The following is a 15,226-nucleotide window of genomic DNA, read 5'->3' on the forward strand; positions in this document are numbered from 1 at the left end:
AATCCCCAATTAATTTTGCGATACTAATTGGGGATAAGTCGTTATTTACATTTACATGTATGTATGTATGTATGTATGTATGTATGTATGTATGTATGTAATCATAAAACCCTACCTAATATAAAATGTTTCAAACTATTGTCAAGTATTTTAAACACTTTAGCTTACTTCACTTGCTCAATCCAATAACCTGCTTCCAAAGCATCTGCGAGTTTGGCTGCTGCTTTCATTGCATCCTGTTTTGTTTCATACCGCCCGACACTTACACGATACCATTTATCTTTTTCTGTTATCATTGCTTCGTACCCGGCATCAGTCCAACGCTTTACATTTTTTTCTGCATTCGATTTTTCTCTGAACGAAGCAACCACGATCGAATAACTTCCACTCCCTGTTTCTTTGTGTACTTTTTGTTCAGCTTCTTTTTTTACAGGTTGTTTTGCAGGTTCGGGTGTGGGTACCGGTTGCTTAGTAACAGGTGCTTCAATTTTGGGGACTGATTCCGCTTTAGTTTGCTGGGTCGTTTCTTCTTCTATAGTATCGGTCGGTGAGAGTTCTGTCGCCGGTTCGGTTATCTCTTCTTGTTGTTCAGGAATTACAATTACCTTCGTTGGTTTTTCGCCCCATAAATGTATATAACCATACTGGTTAAGTGCGTAGATAACAACACCCACTAAAATAATGAGACTAAAAATAACCATAATTGGAAGCATTTTTGAACCTCCGCCCGCCATTGCTTGTCGCTTAAATGGCGATAATGGTTGCTGACGCATATTACGTTTTTGTTCTTCCGGGATATTTAAATTTGGCATTTTGCACCTTCAATATTGTTATTAATTTCATTTCAATGTAATAAAATAATTTATAAAATGGTAATATTAGTTTTGAAAAGGTTGAGTTTTTGCTAAATTCATCAGCGGATTTTTAAATTTGCTTACAATAACGTCGAACGCTTCAGGGTTTCCATCCTGGAATAAGGCGATTAGTTCTTCGTCCGACACCATTGAAAAGTTCCCGAAATCATCAGTCTCGTTTTCCGATGATATTATAAATCAACAAAGTCATTGCGAGCTTCTCGTCGATGGAAGATGATTTCAACGATTCGTCAGTTTCAACAAGTGTAACAAACGCCTGCTCGATATTGGCAATCGAGTAATTCCTCGCAGCATTAAGGTACTCTTTTACAAAGAACTGATTAATCTTCAAGCGGCTCACGATGTCGAATTCACTTTTTAAATCTGAACCTCTGATAATCCAAAGCTTCTGAAAATACTTGCAAAGCATTACGATAGTTCCGAGTGCCGATTCTCCGTTGTTAAGCATGTTCTCAATTATAGTAACCGATTTGGAAATATCCTTTTCGCCGATAGCTTTTTGCAGCGAGAAAACATTAAACGCTTTCGAAACTCCCACTACCGAATTAACATCATCTTCATCTATCATCTTTTTTGAATCTACATAAATCGTAAGCTTCTCCAATTCATTGTGTATCTCGCGCATCGAATTGCCTGTGCATTCGGCAATCAATTGTGCAGCTTCGTCGGTTATTTTCTTCCCAAAATTTTTAATATGGTTTTTGATCCATCCAGCAATTTGATTATCGTACAACGGTTTAAATTCGACAACCATCCCTTTACTTTTAATTGATTTTGCAATCGTAGTGCGGTTATCTAATTTTGAGCCAACCATCAGGAGTATTGTAGATTCCGAAGGATTTTCGAGATAACGCCCGAGTAAAGTTTTGTTATTTTCACTTGTCAAAAGCTTATTGAACTCTTTAACAACCACTACTCTTTTTTCGGAAATCATCGGATAAGCTGAAGCAATGCCAAGTAAATTTTTTACTTCAATATTATTTCCATCCACAACATCGACATTGAAACCTTTAACCGATTCGTCAACACTCTCTCGGATAATTTGTTTTATAAATTGGTCGATCAAGAAATCCTCATCACCAAAAAAGTAATAAAGTGAGAAATATTTTTTTTGACTGATAGAAGCTTCCAGATCCTGTATTGAAGCTGTGTCCGATTTATCTTTAGCCATTATTTCTACTTTTTAAATAAAAATAAGCAGGGATTCCGGCAATTATAATCGCCAGCCCTAAACCTGAATTTCGTAAATCACCGATAAAAATAAATACGATAAAAAAGAGAGCTCCCAGCACATAGAGCGCCGGAACAACAGGATAGCTCCACGTTTTGTAGGGACGGTTTAAACCGGGTAATTTTTTCCGCAAGACGAACAATCCCACAATCGTAAGCACACCAAAAAGGAGCGATGCAAAAGCGGTATAAGTGAGCAGGTCGCTGTATGTTCCCGTTAAAGTAAGCAAACAAGCCCAGACACATTGATAAACAAGCGAAACTGCCGGTGTTTTAAATTTTGTATGAACTGTTTTTACTTTTTCAAAAAACAATTTGTCGTTAGCCATTGCGTAATAAACACGCGGACCTGCGAGTATCAACCCGTTGTTACAACCGAAAGTAGAAATTAAAATTGCAGCAGTAATAAAAACTAATCCGGCGGGACCAAAAACTATTTGAGCAACTTCGGCTGCAATTCGGTTATCGGCAACTGTTGCCATTTGCTCAACCGGAACGATATAAATATAAGCCATTGTGGTGAGTGTATAGATTATTGCTGTCGCTGCAGTTCCAATGACCAAAGCACGCGGGAGATTTTTTTCAGGGTGTTTGATTTCTTCGGCTGTGAATGTAACGGAGTTCCACGCATCGTAAGCAAATAGCGCCTTCGACATTGCCACGGCGATTGCTGCAAAGAGACTTAATCCGAGAGCTTCAGGAATGATTGGAGTTAACACCGGTGTAAAATTAGAAAGCGAACCATTACCGACTATAAAACTTACACCAATCAGCGAAGCAAGTGCAGCTACTTTCGAGACTGTGAAAATATTTTGAACCGCTGCCCCTAACTTAACACCAAAAATATTTATAACCGAGAGCAATACAATACTGATAATAGCAATAATTTGTGCTGAATTAATCGTAAAATTTTGGAATGAAAAAACGACGTTGCTTTCTGATAACGAAGGAATGAAAACACCTAAATACTTTGCGAAGGCAACCGCAACGGCTGCAATAAATCCGGTTTGAATTACAAGAAATAACGTCCAACCATAAAGAAATCCCCACAACGGACTGTATGCTTCGCGAAGGAAAACGTATTGACCGCCGGTGCGCGGCATCGCAGCAGCAAGTTCGGCATAACTCAAACTCCCAAAAACAGTGAGCAAACCGCCTACTACCCAAATCAAAATAATTAAGCCGGGCGTTTGAACATACCCGGCTATCAAAGATGGAGCTATAAAAATTCCCGAACCAATCATTGAACCTACGACTAACATCGTAGCGTCGAATAAATTCAGCCCGCGCTTTAATTCCGATTTTTCGGGAGATAACATCTATGAATTATTTATTTTTTCTTTTCGGTTTCTTTTGGTTCTTCGCCTTTAACGAAAACTTTTTTCATTACTACATCTTTTTCAGGTTTATCGGAAGGTTTTATTGTTTTAACTTTACCTATTGCTTTTACAACATCCAAACCACTTATCACTTTTCCAAAAACGGTATGCTTTCCGTCAAGGTGTGGTGTTGGAACCAATGTAATAAAAAATTGGCTGCCGTTTGTATTTGGACCTGCATTCGCCATCGAGAGAATTCCGGCACCATCGTGCTTGAGTTTCGGGTTGAACTCGTCTTCAAATTTTTTACCCCAGATACTTTCGCCGCCGCGGCCTGTTCCTGTCGGGTCGCCACCTTGAATCATAAAGTTATCTATCACGCGGTGAAATATTATTCCGTTGTAATATCCCTTCCGGGCAAGTCCGATAAAATTTTCGACTGTCTTTGGGGTTTCTTTAACAAACATTTCGATTTCGATTGTACCCATAGTCGTTTCCATAACAACTACAGGATTTGATGCCGGTTTTTGTTCCATAGCTTTTCCCTTCTTAGTTTTTTCTTGTCCAAATCCGATTGTTAAAATTAATAATGAGATTAGAACATGAGTTAATGATTTCATAATTATCCTTTCTTAATTTGATAATAAATTATTTATCCTATAAATAAAATACCTAATATTCCAACAATAAAACAATAATACGAGAACCAACTGAATCTTTTCTTTTTTAATAAACCGAGAACAACTCTGATTGAAGCATATCCCGAAATTGCCGCAATAACAGTTCCAACAAAATATATCAGCAATTGTTGGTGACTGATTGATGATTGCATAACTTCGTTGGCTTTGAGAATTGAAGCGCCAAAAATTACAGGAAGAGACATTAAAAAAGAAAATTTTGCAGCATTCTCACGTGAAATACCAGCAAATAAAGCACTGCTGATAGTTATACCGGAACGCGAAATACCGGGAATGATTGCAATAGCTTGGGCAATTCCGATGATTATTGCCGAAACGAAACCTACTGAAGAACCTTCTTTTGGATTCGAAAATTTTGTTAAAAATAAAATCAACCCTGTAAGTAGCAGCATTACCGAGACAAATTTGGGATCATTGAATAAAACCCCAATTTCATTTTCAAACATTATTCCGACGATAGCTGCCGGTATTGAGCCGATTACAATAAAGATTGCTATTTTAAAATGTTCATTAGTTTTAAAAAGTAATTTCAATTTTGTTGGATTCTTAACAAACTCGAAAATAGAAAGAAATAATAATTTGATATCTTTCCAAAACATAAAAACAACACTTAATAAAGTCCCGAAATGAACAAAAACCTCAAAGGTAATATCACTTTGATGAACGATATTTAAAAGTTCTTGACCCAAAACAAGATGGCCCGAACTACTAATAGGAAGGAATTCTGTAAGCCCTTGAATTATTCCTAACAAAACTGCATCTAATAAACTCAAGTAATCTCCGATATGTTGAACTTGTTGCCGAATTGTCTTTGCCAGCGTAGCGAAGCCTGCCGAAGCAAAGCGGCGGTCAGACTTCGCCGCTACGTATCTCGCAATGACTCTTTTCTGGTATTTGGCAACACGCTCATTGTTAATTGTCGTTAAACTTAACTGTTTGAATTCTGTTCAAGTTTTTCCTTCATGATCTCAGAAACTCTGAGTCGATCCTTCAAAAAATAAACTATCCCCAATAAAGTAATACCGATAAATCCGACAGCGTGAGTAACAGTAGCATAGCTCGCTGCGACAGTATATTCTACTCCATAGAGTTTCGTCAGTGTTTGGATAGTAAAATAATGGTAAGGACCGATTGCTCCAGGTGTCGGGATAAGAATACCGATACTTGAAATCGCCTGCACAACCAATGCTGCTGCTAAATCGAGATTATTGTTTTCGATTAACCTGAAAGCATTAAAAACAACATACATCATCAGGATATAAAGTCCCCACACAAGAATACTTGTAACAAAAATAACAAAATAATTTTTCCGTTCTTTAAAGAATAAAAATCCATCCAAGAACGAATGTACAATATGATCGACTAATTTGGCTTTCTTTTCGGAGAGGCGGCGGGTTAGAAATTGTAAAATACGCATCACGATATCACGCCGAATCATTAGAAAAATGAAAACACCGAGGAATAAAAAACTTGCACCAGTGAGCCACATACCGGTTTTTTCAAGCCATGGGAAAGTTTCTGTTAACGGTCCCGAGTAAACAGCAGGTATCAAAGCAATCAAGAAGAGAAAAGAAATGATATCAAAAATTCTCTCGACTACAACAGTGGCAAAAGCCGCACTACGCGATATATTTTCTGATTTACTGATTGCGTAGGGACGCACAAGTTCGCCAGCACGCGGAAGAATGTTGTTCATCATATAACCGATTATCAGCGACGAAAACAGATTTTGGAACTTCATATTTTTTTTAACAGGAGCGAGCAGATAGCGCCAGCGCCAGGCACGAATCGCATGACTTAATAAAAGAATCGGAAACATCGCAAGTGCCCACCAGTAATTTGCACCTAATAGAATTTCGTAGAGTTTTCCAAAATCGGTTCCACGAAATGCAAAATATAGAAATCCGAATGTAAAAATTATACTCAGCGAATATTTTATAAACGATTTAAACTTGGAATTCATCGGGCTGATCAGCGGAGGTCGATTGTTTCAACATTTTTCGGTACATCGAATTTAAACTCGTTATCCGGTATATTTGTGTTTATTTTGATGCTGTTCACTATGTATTTAGTAAAGTTATCGCTTACATCTGTAATTTCAATCTGCCGCATTAAGTTAGTATCCAAATCGATCCATACTTTCATCGTTTTGGTTAACGACTTTTCGTCCTTCGGTGTGAGTTTTATAATTGCATTTTTCTTGCCGAATAAAATTTCTTCACCGAGAAGAACTGTATTATAATTTTTAGGAACATTAACGAGTACACGGTCGGGAGAAAACGATTTCGGGTCTTCTTTGTAATTGTTGACCATTACTTGATTGTTAATATGGTAATACGACCACACAGTTTTTCCATCTGTTACAATCGTTTGTTGTTCAAGCTCTATTCTGTACTTATTCCCCTTTTTCATTTTCAAAGTACCTTCGAAGTTCTGCTCCATTTTTGATACACCAAAAATAACATTTTGTGTAAAGGCTGCTGTTAAGTCTTTAATTGATTCATATTTTTTTTCTACCTTCTTCAGGATTTTACTTGCGTCTTGAGCGTCCATAGATAGATGCAAGACTAAAACAGCTGAGAAGATCAGATATAGTTTTTTCTTCATTCCGTGTTCCTCAGGATTTCTCTCAAAGTTTCTTCGGTTTCGATTAATACTTGACGGGCTTTGCTGCCGTCGTATGGTCCGACAATACCTGCGGCTTCTAATTCGTCAACAATACGGGCGGCGCGTGAGTATCCCACTTTTTGCCGTCGTTGAATCAAAGAAACAGAAGCTTGTTGATGACGAACAACTAAGTGAGCAGCTTCTTCAAAAAGTTCGTCTCTTTCCGAAGCTCTGCCACTGTATCCGTTTTTCCGCTTCTCTAAAACAGAGGGAAGCTTAAACAGGCGGGTATATCCTTTTTGCTTTGCTATATGATTCATTATTGCTTCAACTTCATCGGTTGTTACATAAACGTTTTGAATTCGCATAGGTTTCGGACTTCCTGACGGCAGATAGAGCATATCGCCGCTGCCTAATAGCGCTTCGGCTCCGTTCATATCAAGTATTGTCCGCGAATCTGTTTTAGATGCAACCTGATATGCAATCCGCGCCGGGAAGTTGGCTTTTATTACACCTGTGATAACATCAACTGAGGGGCGTTGAGTTGCAACAACCAAGTGGATACCGACTGCACGTGCCATCTGAGCGAGACGAGTTATCGGTTCTTCAATTTCTTTTGCTGCAGTAATCATCAAATCGGCTAACTCGTCGATGATAACTATTATATAAGGCATTTTTAAATGTTTGAATTCGGGTGTTGATTTTATTTTCCCTGATTTAACCTTGTCATTATATTCAGCGATGTTACGGGCGCCCGCATTTGCAAACCGGTTGTAACGTTTTTCCATTTCTACTTCAACACTTTTTAAAATTGAAACTGAATTTTCAGGTGTCGTTATAATCTCGTCTCTGAAATCGGATGAAGTTGCCAGATAGTGATTCACTAATCTCTTGTAAAGTGTTAACTCAATTTTTTTAGGGTCAATAATTACAAACTTTACTTCCGATGGGTGTAATTTGTAGAGCAAGCTGATGATGATAGAATTAATGCCGATACTTTTACCCGAACCGGTAGCCCCGGCAATTAAGAGGTGAGGCATTTTAGCAAGGTCATCGACAAAAACTTCACCTGAAATTGTTTTTCCCATCGCAAGCGGCAATGCAGCTTTTGTCTCGCGGAATTTGGTTGAGTTGAGGACGCTCCGGATATTCACAATCGATGGATTATGATTGGGAATTTCAACACCAATGGTACCTTTACCCGGAATCGGTGCGATAATGCGAATACCCTTTGCCGATAGTGCAAGCGCTAAATCGTTCTCAAGACTCACGATGCGACTGATTTTCACTCCGGATGCCGGTACTAATTCATAAAGTGTGATGACGGGACCGGGTGTAACGCTCACACTTTCAAGTTCAATTCCGAAGTTGGCAAGTTTTGATTTCAGCAATTCAGCATTAGCACGGAGTTCTTCGTCGTTCACAACATCGGCTTGGCGAGGCGAATCCAACAATTCGACAGATGGGAAAACATATTCTATCTCTTCCTCTTCTTGAGATTCCGGAGGCATAGATTCTGATTCTTCTACCTGAACTTCATCAACATCATTCTCTTCAACATTTTTTTCCGTAGATATAACGCGTTTAACTTTTTCTTCTTCTTTTTCTTCTTCAGGAGCTTTGAAAATTATTTGCTTCGCCGGTTTCTGTTTCAATGACTTTTCGTCTTGTTGAATTGGGGCTTCGTCGAATTTTTTTATCGTAAATTCTGTTTCGGCAGCTTCATCGTCCTTATCATCGTCAAGGTCAACAACTCTTTGTTCGTTCTTTTTTGAAACGAACCAGCCTGCGATACGATCGAAACCCTGTTTAATTCTGTTCAGAGTTTTGTAAATATCTAAATCGACTGCGAGGACTAAAATTATTAACAGAGAAGTAAGCACAATGAGGGCTGCACCAACTTTTCCGATTAATTTTGTTAGCACATCCCCCATGAACGCGCCTACAAGTCCGCTCCATTCCTTCTCGACAGTACCAAAAATCTGACTGGTAACTCCCATCGTAGCTGAAAATAAAATAGCGATTACGATTGCATAATTCGTAAGCTTTAGTGCATTCGTCGGATCATTTTTTCTTAAAATAATCCAACCCCACATCATCAATAGTATTGGCAGAATAATTACGGCATAACCGATGGTGCCGTTAATTAATGAGTTAGCAATCAATGCCCCAACGAGCGACAGAGCGTTAGTAACGTGTGCAGCTTTTTCTTTTAAGATGTCGTCGAAGGGAAGTTTAAAAAGATCAAGCAGAGAAATATCAGTAAATTGTTCATCGCTCCTTGAGTATGTTAAGATACCGATTACTAATAGAATCGAAAACAACATCATCAGGACGGAAAGTATCTGTGATTTGCGATCAACTTTCTGTCGTTTTCCGTTCTTCCTGTCCCCGTTTTTTCTACTTCTGGTTTCAGCCATACGAATTGCTATTTTTTTTGCGAAGATTTTTGTTTAGGTTTAACTTCTGTTTCTGTTTTCTTAGTGTCATCGCGTTTCAGGGTCAATACGTTGTTGGCAAAAATCGGAACTTCCGGAATAGTATCGATACCAGAACATATCTTGATGTCCTCACGGAAACCTAAATCGGTAAGATATTTGCCATGGTCCGACTGGCGAATCATTTTTAAAATTGATCTGTTGTAAGTTTTGAAAAGCGACATAGCTGCGAGACCCGAATCGCCAATGACAAAATTTTGACCTAATATTTGTTCAGTTTTCGAGAGAATCATTCCGGCACATACTACATCTTCGATACAGAAATTGTTCTGATTACCTGCACAGAGAATATAAAAATCTTCCCCTATTGATGCCAGAAATTCGGCAACCTTCGAAATATTCACAAATCCCGCAACCACGAGATTTTTTGCATAACGTCCCTTTGTAATGGCAAGGGAACCGTTAGTTGTGCAAAAAATTATCGACTTACCTTTTACAGTTTCTTCGGTATATTCAGCGGGTGAATTTCCGAGATTAAAACCCTCTATCATTTTAGCGTGGCGTTCGCCACCGCGTAGTGTAACATCGCCGAATAAGCTTCCGGAAATTTTCACGGCGCTTTCTATCGAAGGAACGGGAATAATTTCACGCGCACCGTTACTTAGTGCTGTGATTATTGTTGTACTTGCACGAAGCACATCAACTACTGCTACATTTTTTTCACGCAAAAATAAATCGTCAACTTGTGCCGGGGTAAAAAATATCTCTGCTGTTATTTTTGTCTTTGGATTATCCATAATTTACTTATTTACGAAGGGTAATTTTACAATTTTAGCTTTTACCTCTTGGTTACGTATTTTAATATTAATTTGAGTACCGGGCTCGGATTTGTTTGCATCCACAAACCCCAAACCTATGCCGGCATCCAACGTTGGCGAAAACGTACCACTCGTTACAATACCAACAGGATTACCATTTATGAAAATTTCGTATCCCTTCCGAGGAAAAGCTTTTTTATCTTCTACTTCAAAACCTACTAATCGTCGTTTTACACCTTCCGATTTTAATTTCAACAGAACATCCCGTCCGTTAAAATTGCCTTTGTCGAGTTTGGTTATCCAACCGAGTCCCGATTCAAGCGGATTGGTTGATTGATCGATATCGTTGCCGTAAAGACAAAAACCCATTTCGAGGCGAAGAGTATCGCGCGCGGCTAAGCCGATTGGCTCTATGTTAAATTCTTTACCCGCTTCGAATATTGCGTTCCACACTTTTTCAGATAAGCTAACGTCGGAAGGAAAATACAATTCGAATCCCAATTCACCCGTATAACCTGTTCGCGAAATAATCATTTCAACATCTGCCAATTTTCCGGTAGCAAAAGTATAATATTTCATATCCGAAAGATTTACAGAGGTAAGTTTTTGGAGTGTTACTAAAGAGTTTGGTCCTTGCACAGCAATCAGTGCAATCGCATCGCTTCTATCGACAAGTTTAACATCGCCAAATAAATTTTCCTTCAACCAATCGAAGTCTTTAGCTTTGTTAGATGCGTTCACCACAAGCATATAATGCGTTCCAAAATTGTATACCAACATATCATCAACAATACCACTATCGTTGAAACACATTGCTGAATACTGCACTTTGCCGGGCGTTAATTTTGAGGCATCGTTTGTTGTTACTTTTTGAATAAAAGCGAGTGCGTCGCTCCCCAAAATTTCAATTTCACCCATGTGAGAAACATCGAATACCCCTACCGACTTACGAACAGCTAAGGTTTCGTCGATTATACTCCGATATTGAACAGGCATTTCGAATCCGGCAAATGGTACAAGCTTGGCGTTTAATTCTTTATGAATTTTATAGAAGGATGTTCGTTTCATATTTATTTTTGCAATTTCTTCCAATCGTTTAAAAATCTTTCGATACCGATATCGGTTAGGGGGTGCTTTATTAATTGCATTAGAACTGAATGAGGTATTGTTGCGGCGTCGGCACCCATCATCGCAGATTCTACAACATGTAGCGGATGACGGACACTTGCAACCAACACTTGAGTATCATATCCATAATTCCTATAAATTGTAATGATTTGGCTTATTAATTCCATTCCGGAGGTGCTGATATCATCGAGCCTGCCGACGAAAGGACTTACAAAGTAGGCACCAGCTTTAGCAGCGAGTAATGCCTGATTCGGCGAAAAACAGAGTGTTACATTTGTCCGAATTCCTTCGGCTTTTAAACTTCTTGTAGCTTGCAGTCCATCCTTGGTTAGTGGAACTTTGACTACAATGTTCTCGTGAATTTTAGCAAGCTCATACGCCTCTTGCATCATCCCTTTGTATTCGAGCGATATTACTTCGGCGCTGATAGGTCCGTTTACTACCGAACAAATTTCTTTTATTAGTTCTTTAAAATTTTTCCCTTCCTTCGCAATCAAACTGGGATTTGTTGTAACGCCGTCAATCAGCCCCATCGAGTTAGCATCTTTTATTTCACTAATGTTTGCAGTGTCGATAAAAATTTTCATTACATACCTTTATACGTTATAATTTTCAGTAATATCTTGTTTTTGTTTGAAAGAATAAAATTTAAACTCATCAACTGCTAATGTAGAATCTTCGGCGAGTTTGATTAGAATGCGGAATCGAAGCATCATTTTTGTTAACCTGCTTATAGTTCCTTCCTTTAGATATACAGCTAAAGTTGGATGGACCGAGAGTTTTAAACGATATTCACGCTTATCGTGTTTTAACCGCCGAATCCACCGAGCGATATGGTTGACTATGCTTGGTTTAGAGAGGATTTGACCGCCACCTCCGCAGACTGGGCAGGGTTCGGAAAAGCTTTGTAAAATACTCTGCCTGATTCGCTGACGTGTAATCTGTGCAATGCCGAATTCAGTCAAAGGCAACACTGTTACTTTCGCACGGTCTCTCCTGAATTCTTTCTTGAGTTCATCGTACACCTTTTTCCTATTTCGCTCATCATCCATATCTATAAAGTCTATTACGATAATCCCGCCAATATCGCGCAGACGTAATTGCCGTGTAACCTCGCGAGCGCCTTCGAGATTCGTTTTCAACGAATTCATTTCTTGTTCCTTCTTGGCTGCATACCTTCCGCTGTTCACATCAATAACGACCATAGCTTCGGTCTGCTCAATTATAACATAGCCGCCACTCTTCAGCCAGACCTTTCTGCTTAAACAGGTTGCAATTTCTTTTTCGACTCCGAAAGCATCGAAGATTGGTTCTCGTTCTTTATAGAATTCTATTTTTTCCAGCATATGCGGTGCAACCCATTTCACATATAACCGGATTTCTTTATGCAACTTTTTTGAATCTACTATAACACGCTCAACATCTTCGCTGAACAAGTCGCGAAATACACTTGATGTAGTGGATATATCTTTAAACACGAGTGATGGTGGTTTTTCAGTCTTAACTGATTGTTCGATCTCTTTCCATTTTTTAAGTAATTCGGCAAGGTCTTCTTTAATCAGCTCTTCATCAATATTATCCGCCACGGTTCTGATTATAGCTCCAAAATTTTCGGGAAGCATCGAACGGACGATACGGCGCAAACGGCGTTTTTCACGAAAGCTATTCAGCCTCTTCGAAACTCCTATGCGGTTATTAAACGGGAGCAGAACTAAAAATCGCCCGGCAAGAGATACCTCTGAAGTTACACGAACACCTTTTTTACCTAAAGGCTCTTTTGTAACCTGAACTATAATTTCCTGTCCTTTCGTAATTTGAGGAACTGTAACTCTGGCTGGTCGGGTATCCTTCTTTGTTTGGTCTGGATACTTTCGCTGGGAGGCTGCAGGAGTTCCAGGGATATCATCGTCGTCATCCCCGATATCTTCATCGGTCTCTAAATCGGAGTCTTCATCGCCAATCATAGCGGAATACTCATCAATAGTGCTGACAATATCTGAGAAGTGCAAGAAGGCGTCCTGTCTCATCCCAATATCTATGAATGCGGCTTTGATACCGGGCATAACTCTGGCGACTTTCCCTAAGTAAATGTCGCCAACCATCCTCTCTTTTTCTGATGTTTCGACGTAAAGTTCGGCTAAACGCCCATCTTCCGTAATTGCAATCCTGATTTCATTTGAGGTTGCATTGATAAATATCTCTTTTTTCATTAATTTTTACTCGTTCCTTTGATTTATATATGCAGCGCAGCCACCGGGTCTGAGCCGGGGCAAGGGCGAGAAACGAATTTGATATATCCATCCGGAATGCCCGAAACGGATCACAAACTTTGATTGCTAACATCATCATCGTTATCAAGTATCCTGCTGCTATTAATTTTTCCATACTTTACTTAATATTTTATAAGTAGTTTGATTTGAATGCGACTTAAATTACAAAATTTATATGTAGATTGCAAAAGAACCGGCAATCAAATTTGTAATTTTTACTTTTTCTGTTTACTTTCATAACAATAAAAGAGAATTATAATGAAAATCGGTATAACCTGTTATCCAACATACGGTGGTAGTGGTGTGGTTGCTACTGAACTCGGGAAAGCTCTCGCATTGAGAGGTCATCAAGTCCATTTTATAAGCTACGCTATGCCAATGCGATTAGATGGTTTTTTAAATAATATATTTTACCACGAAGTGGAGATGACTAGTTATCCCCTTTTTGAATTTCCCCTTTACACGCCGGCACTGGCCAGCAAAATGGTGGAGGTTGCAAAATTCGAAAAGTTAGATATACTGCACGTCCACTACGCAATCCCTCACACAATTAGCGCCTTTTTGGCAAAACAAATTATCGGTCAAAAACTGAAGATAATTACTACTTTACACGGAACCGATATCACGCTGGTCGGTTTGGAACCGAGTTTCTTACACATAATGAAATTTGTAATTGAACAGAGCGACGGGGTGACTGCTGTTTCGAGATTTTTAAAAGATAAAACTATCACAAATTTTCAAATCGAAAAAGACATCCGCGTAATTTATAATTTTATAAATCCTGAAAAGTATTATCGTGCCTCTGATGATGGTCTAAAACAATCGATTGCTCCGAACGGTGAAAAAATTATCACTCATACATCCAATTTCAGATCCGTGAAGCGTGTCCCGGATGTTATAAAAATATTTTTTGAAATATCGAAACAAATAAAATCGAAACTGATTTTAGTGGGCGATGGACCTGAACGTTCGGCTTGCGAAGCTTTATGCAGAGAAATAGGGATATGCGATAATGTAAAGTTCTTAGGGAAACAGAGCGAGGTTGTTCCTATTTTATCAATTTCAGATTTATTTTTAATACCAAGCCAATCGGAAAGTTTTGGGTTGGCAGCTCTCGAAGCGATGGCATGCGGGGTCCCGGTGATATCTTCGAGCGTAGGTGGTTTACCTGAATTGCAGTTACACGGCGAAACAGGATTCATCGCTGAAATCGGGGACATACATCGCATGGCTAAATACGGTATTGATCTTTTAACGAATGAACCAAAGCATATATCGTTTGCAAATGCTGCACGCGAACGGGCAGTAAATCTTTTTAACGAAAATAAAATAGTCAATGAGTACGAAAATTATTACAACGAAATTTTATCAAAATAACTTATTGGAAAACTTATGGAAACTTGGAAAGATTTTGTTTCGATATTACCCGACTTTTTAATCCGCAGCGGGTTTGCAATTATTTGCGCCGCAATCCATCGTTTGTCTGGATACCGGTTGAAAATAGCGGCTCGAAGGACGGAACGGTTCAAGTCGATATTAATTGGCAGCAAAGCGTACGTGTCGATTGGACAGAGTTGAGCAATCAGTTGGAATTACCATACACAACTTATGAATGCAATTTAACATTAGCAGAGCATTCTCATAATGGCAATGTAACGGATTTATTGCTCGATGCTGACAACAATACAGCGGTATTGAATCCGGGCAGTTATGTCGATTTGGTTTTCGATGCACCTCCGATTGTAGAAGGAAAGAAGCGCTCGTTTATATTCGTATCGAACGGCAGGTATGAGAGGATAGGTGAGAAATTTACCGAGTCGGCTTTAGTCGAAATTAAATCAAA

General features: G+C 38.9%; 15 protein-coding genes. 2 read left to right on the forward strand and 13 right to left on the reverse strand.

The window, feature by feature from the left end; translation table 11 throughout:
• Positions 1–164: 164 nt before the first annotated feature.
• From QME58_01775 to QME58_01835, 13 genes are all read right to left on the reverse strand, one after another.
• Positions 165–812: an SPOR domain-containing protein gene (locus QME58_01775; protein MDI6802558.1), complete on the reverse strand. Its 648-nt coding sequence runs from the start codon at positions 810–812 to the stop codon at positions 165–167.
• 211 nt (positions 813–1,023) lie between these two features.
• Complete coding sequence (gene holA / locus QME58_01780; protein ID MDI6802559.1) at positions 1,024–2,046, reverse strand: DNA polymerase III subunit delta; 1,023 nt, start codon at positions 2,044–2,046, stop codon at positions 1,024–1,026.
• Positions 2,039–3,424: an amino acid permease gene (locus tag QME58_01785; protein MDI6802560.1), complete on the reverse strand. Its 1,386-nt coding sequence runs from the start codon at positions 3,422–3,424 to the stop codon at positions 2,039–2,041. The genes holA and QME58_01785 overlap by 8 nt, the downstream gene beginning before the upstream one ends.
• A gap of 11 nt (positions 3,425–3,435) precedes the next feature.
• The gene (locus QME58_01790; protein MDI6802561.1) at positions 3,436–4,044 is read right to left on the reverse strand and encodes a peptidylprolyl isomerase; all 609 of its coding nucleotides are present in this window, start codon (positions 4,042–4,044) and stop codon (positions 3,436–3,438) included.
• A 32-nt stretch (positions 4,045–4,076) separates the two neighbouring features.
• Entirely contained in the window at positions 4,077–4,895 is an 819-nt protein-coding gene (locus QME58_01795; GenBank protein ID MDI6802562.1) for an undecaprenyl-diphosphate phosphatase, read from the reverse strand.
• A gap of 155 nt (positions 4,896–5,050) precedes the next feature.
• Complete coding sequence (locus tag QME58_01800) at positions 5,051–6,085, reverse strand: lysylphosphatidylglycerol synthase transmembrane domain-containing protein (GenBank protein ID MDI6802563.1); 1,035 nt, start codon at positions 6,083–6,085, stop codon at positions 5,051–5,053.
• Between the two features lie 8 nt (positions 6,086–6,093).
• Positions 6,094–6,729 carry an outer membrane lipoprotein chaperone LolA gene (lolA, locus tag QME58_01805; protein MDI6802564.1) on the reverse strand — a complete coding sequence of 212 codons (636 nt, stop codon included), beginning with the start codon at positions 6,727–6,729 and terminating at the stop codon, positions 6,094–6,096.
• Positions 6,726–9,149 carry a DNA translocase FtsK 4TM domain-containing protein gene (locus QME58_01810; protein MDI6802565.1) on the reverse strand — a complete coding sequence of 808 codons (2,424 nt, stop codon included), beginning with the start codon at positions 9,147–9,149 and terminating at the stop codon, positions 6,726–6,728. Before QME58_01810 ends, lolA begins: the two co-directional genes overlap by 4 nt.
• Before the next feature lie 8 nt (positions 9,150–9,157).
• A complete protein-coding gene (locus QME58_01815) occupies positions 9,158–9,964 on the reverse strand; it encodes a 2-phosphosulfolactate phosphatase (protein MDI6802566.1) in 807 nt (268 codons plus the stop codon).
• A gap of 3 nt (positions 9,965–9,967) precedes the next feature.
• Positions 9,968–11,053 carry a glycine cleavage system aminomethyltransferase GcvT gene (gcvT, locus tag QME58_01820; protein MDI6802567.1) on the reverse strand — a complete coding sequence of 362 codons (1,086 nt, stop codon included), beginning with the start codon at positions 11,051–11,053 and terminating at the stop codon, positions 9,968–9,970.
• Between the two features lie 2 nt (positions 11,054–11,055).
• Positions 11,056–11,700, reverse strand: coding sequence for a fructose-6-phosphate aldolase (gene fsa, locus QME58_01825; protein MDI6802568.1), 645 nt, complete (start codon positions 11,698–11,700; stop codon positions 11,056–11,058).
• A gap of 9 nt (positions 11,701–11,709) precedes the next feature.
• Positions 11,710–13,323, reverse strand: a complete 1,614-nt coding sequence (locus tag QME58_01830) for an Rne/Rng family ribonuclease (protein MDI6802569.1) — start codon at positions 13,321–13,323, stop codon at positions 11,710–11,712.
• Positions 13,286–13,498 (reverse strand): hypothetical protein, encoded by a 213-nt coding sequence (locus QME58_01835; protein MDI6802570.1) that lies wholly within the window; start codon positions 13,496–13,498, stop codon positions 13,286–13,288. The genes QME58_01830 and QME58_01835 overlap by 38 nt, the downstream gene beginning before the upstream one ends.
• Positions 13,499–13,641: 143 nt before the next feature.
• On the opposite strand from QME58_01835, the gene bshA reads away from it, so the two are divergent.
• The gene (gene bshA, locus QME58_01840) at positions 13,642–14,760 is read left to right on the forward strand and encodes an N-acetyl-alpha-D-glucosaminyl L-malate synthase BshA (protein MDI6802571.1); all 1,119 of its coding nucleotides are present in this window, start codon (positions 13,642–13,644) and stop codon (positions 14,758–14,760) included.
• A gap of 23 nt (positions 14,761–14,783) precedes the next feature.
• The coding region (locus QME58_01845) for a hypothetical protein (protein MDI6802572.1) at positions 14,784–15,226 on the forward strand (443 nt) is incomplete at its 3' end.

It is taken from the genome of Bacteroidota bacterium (assembly GCA_030017895.1).
Classification (GTDB): Bacteria; Bacteroidota; Ignavibacteria; order UBA10030; family BY39; genus JASEGV01.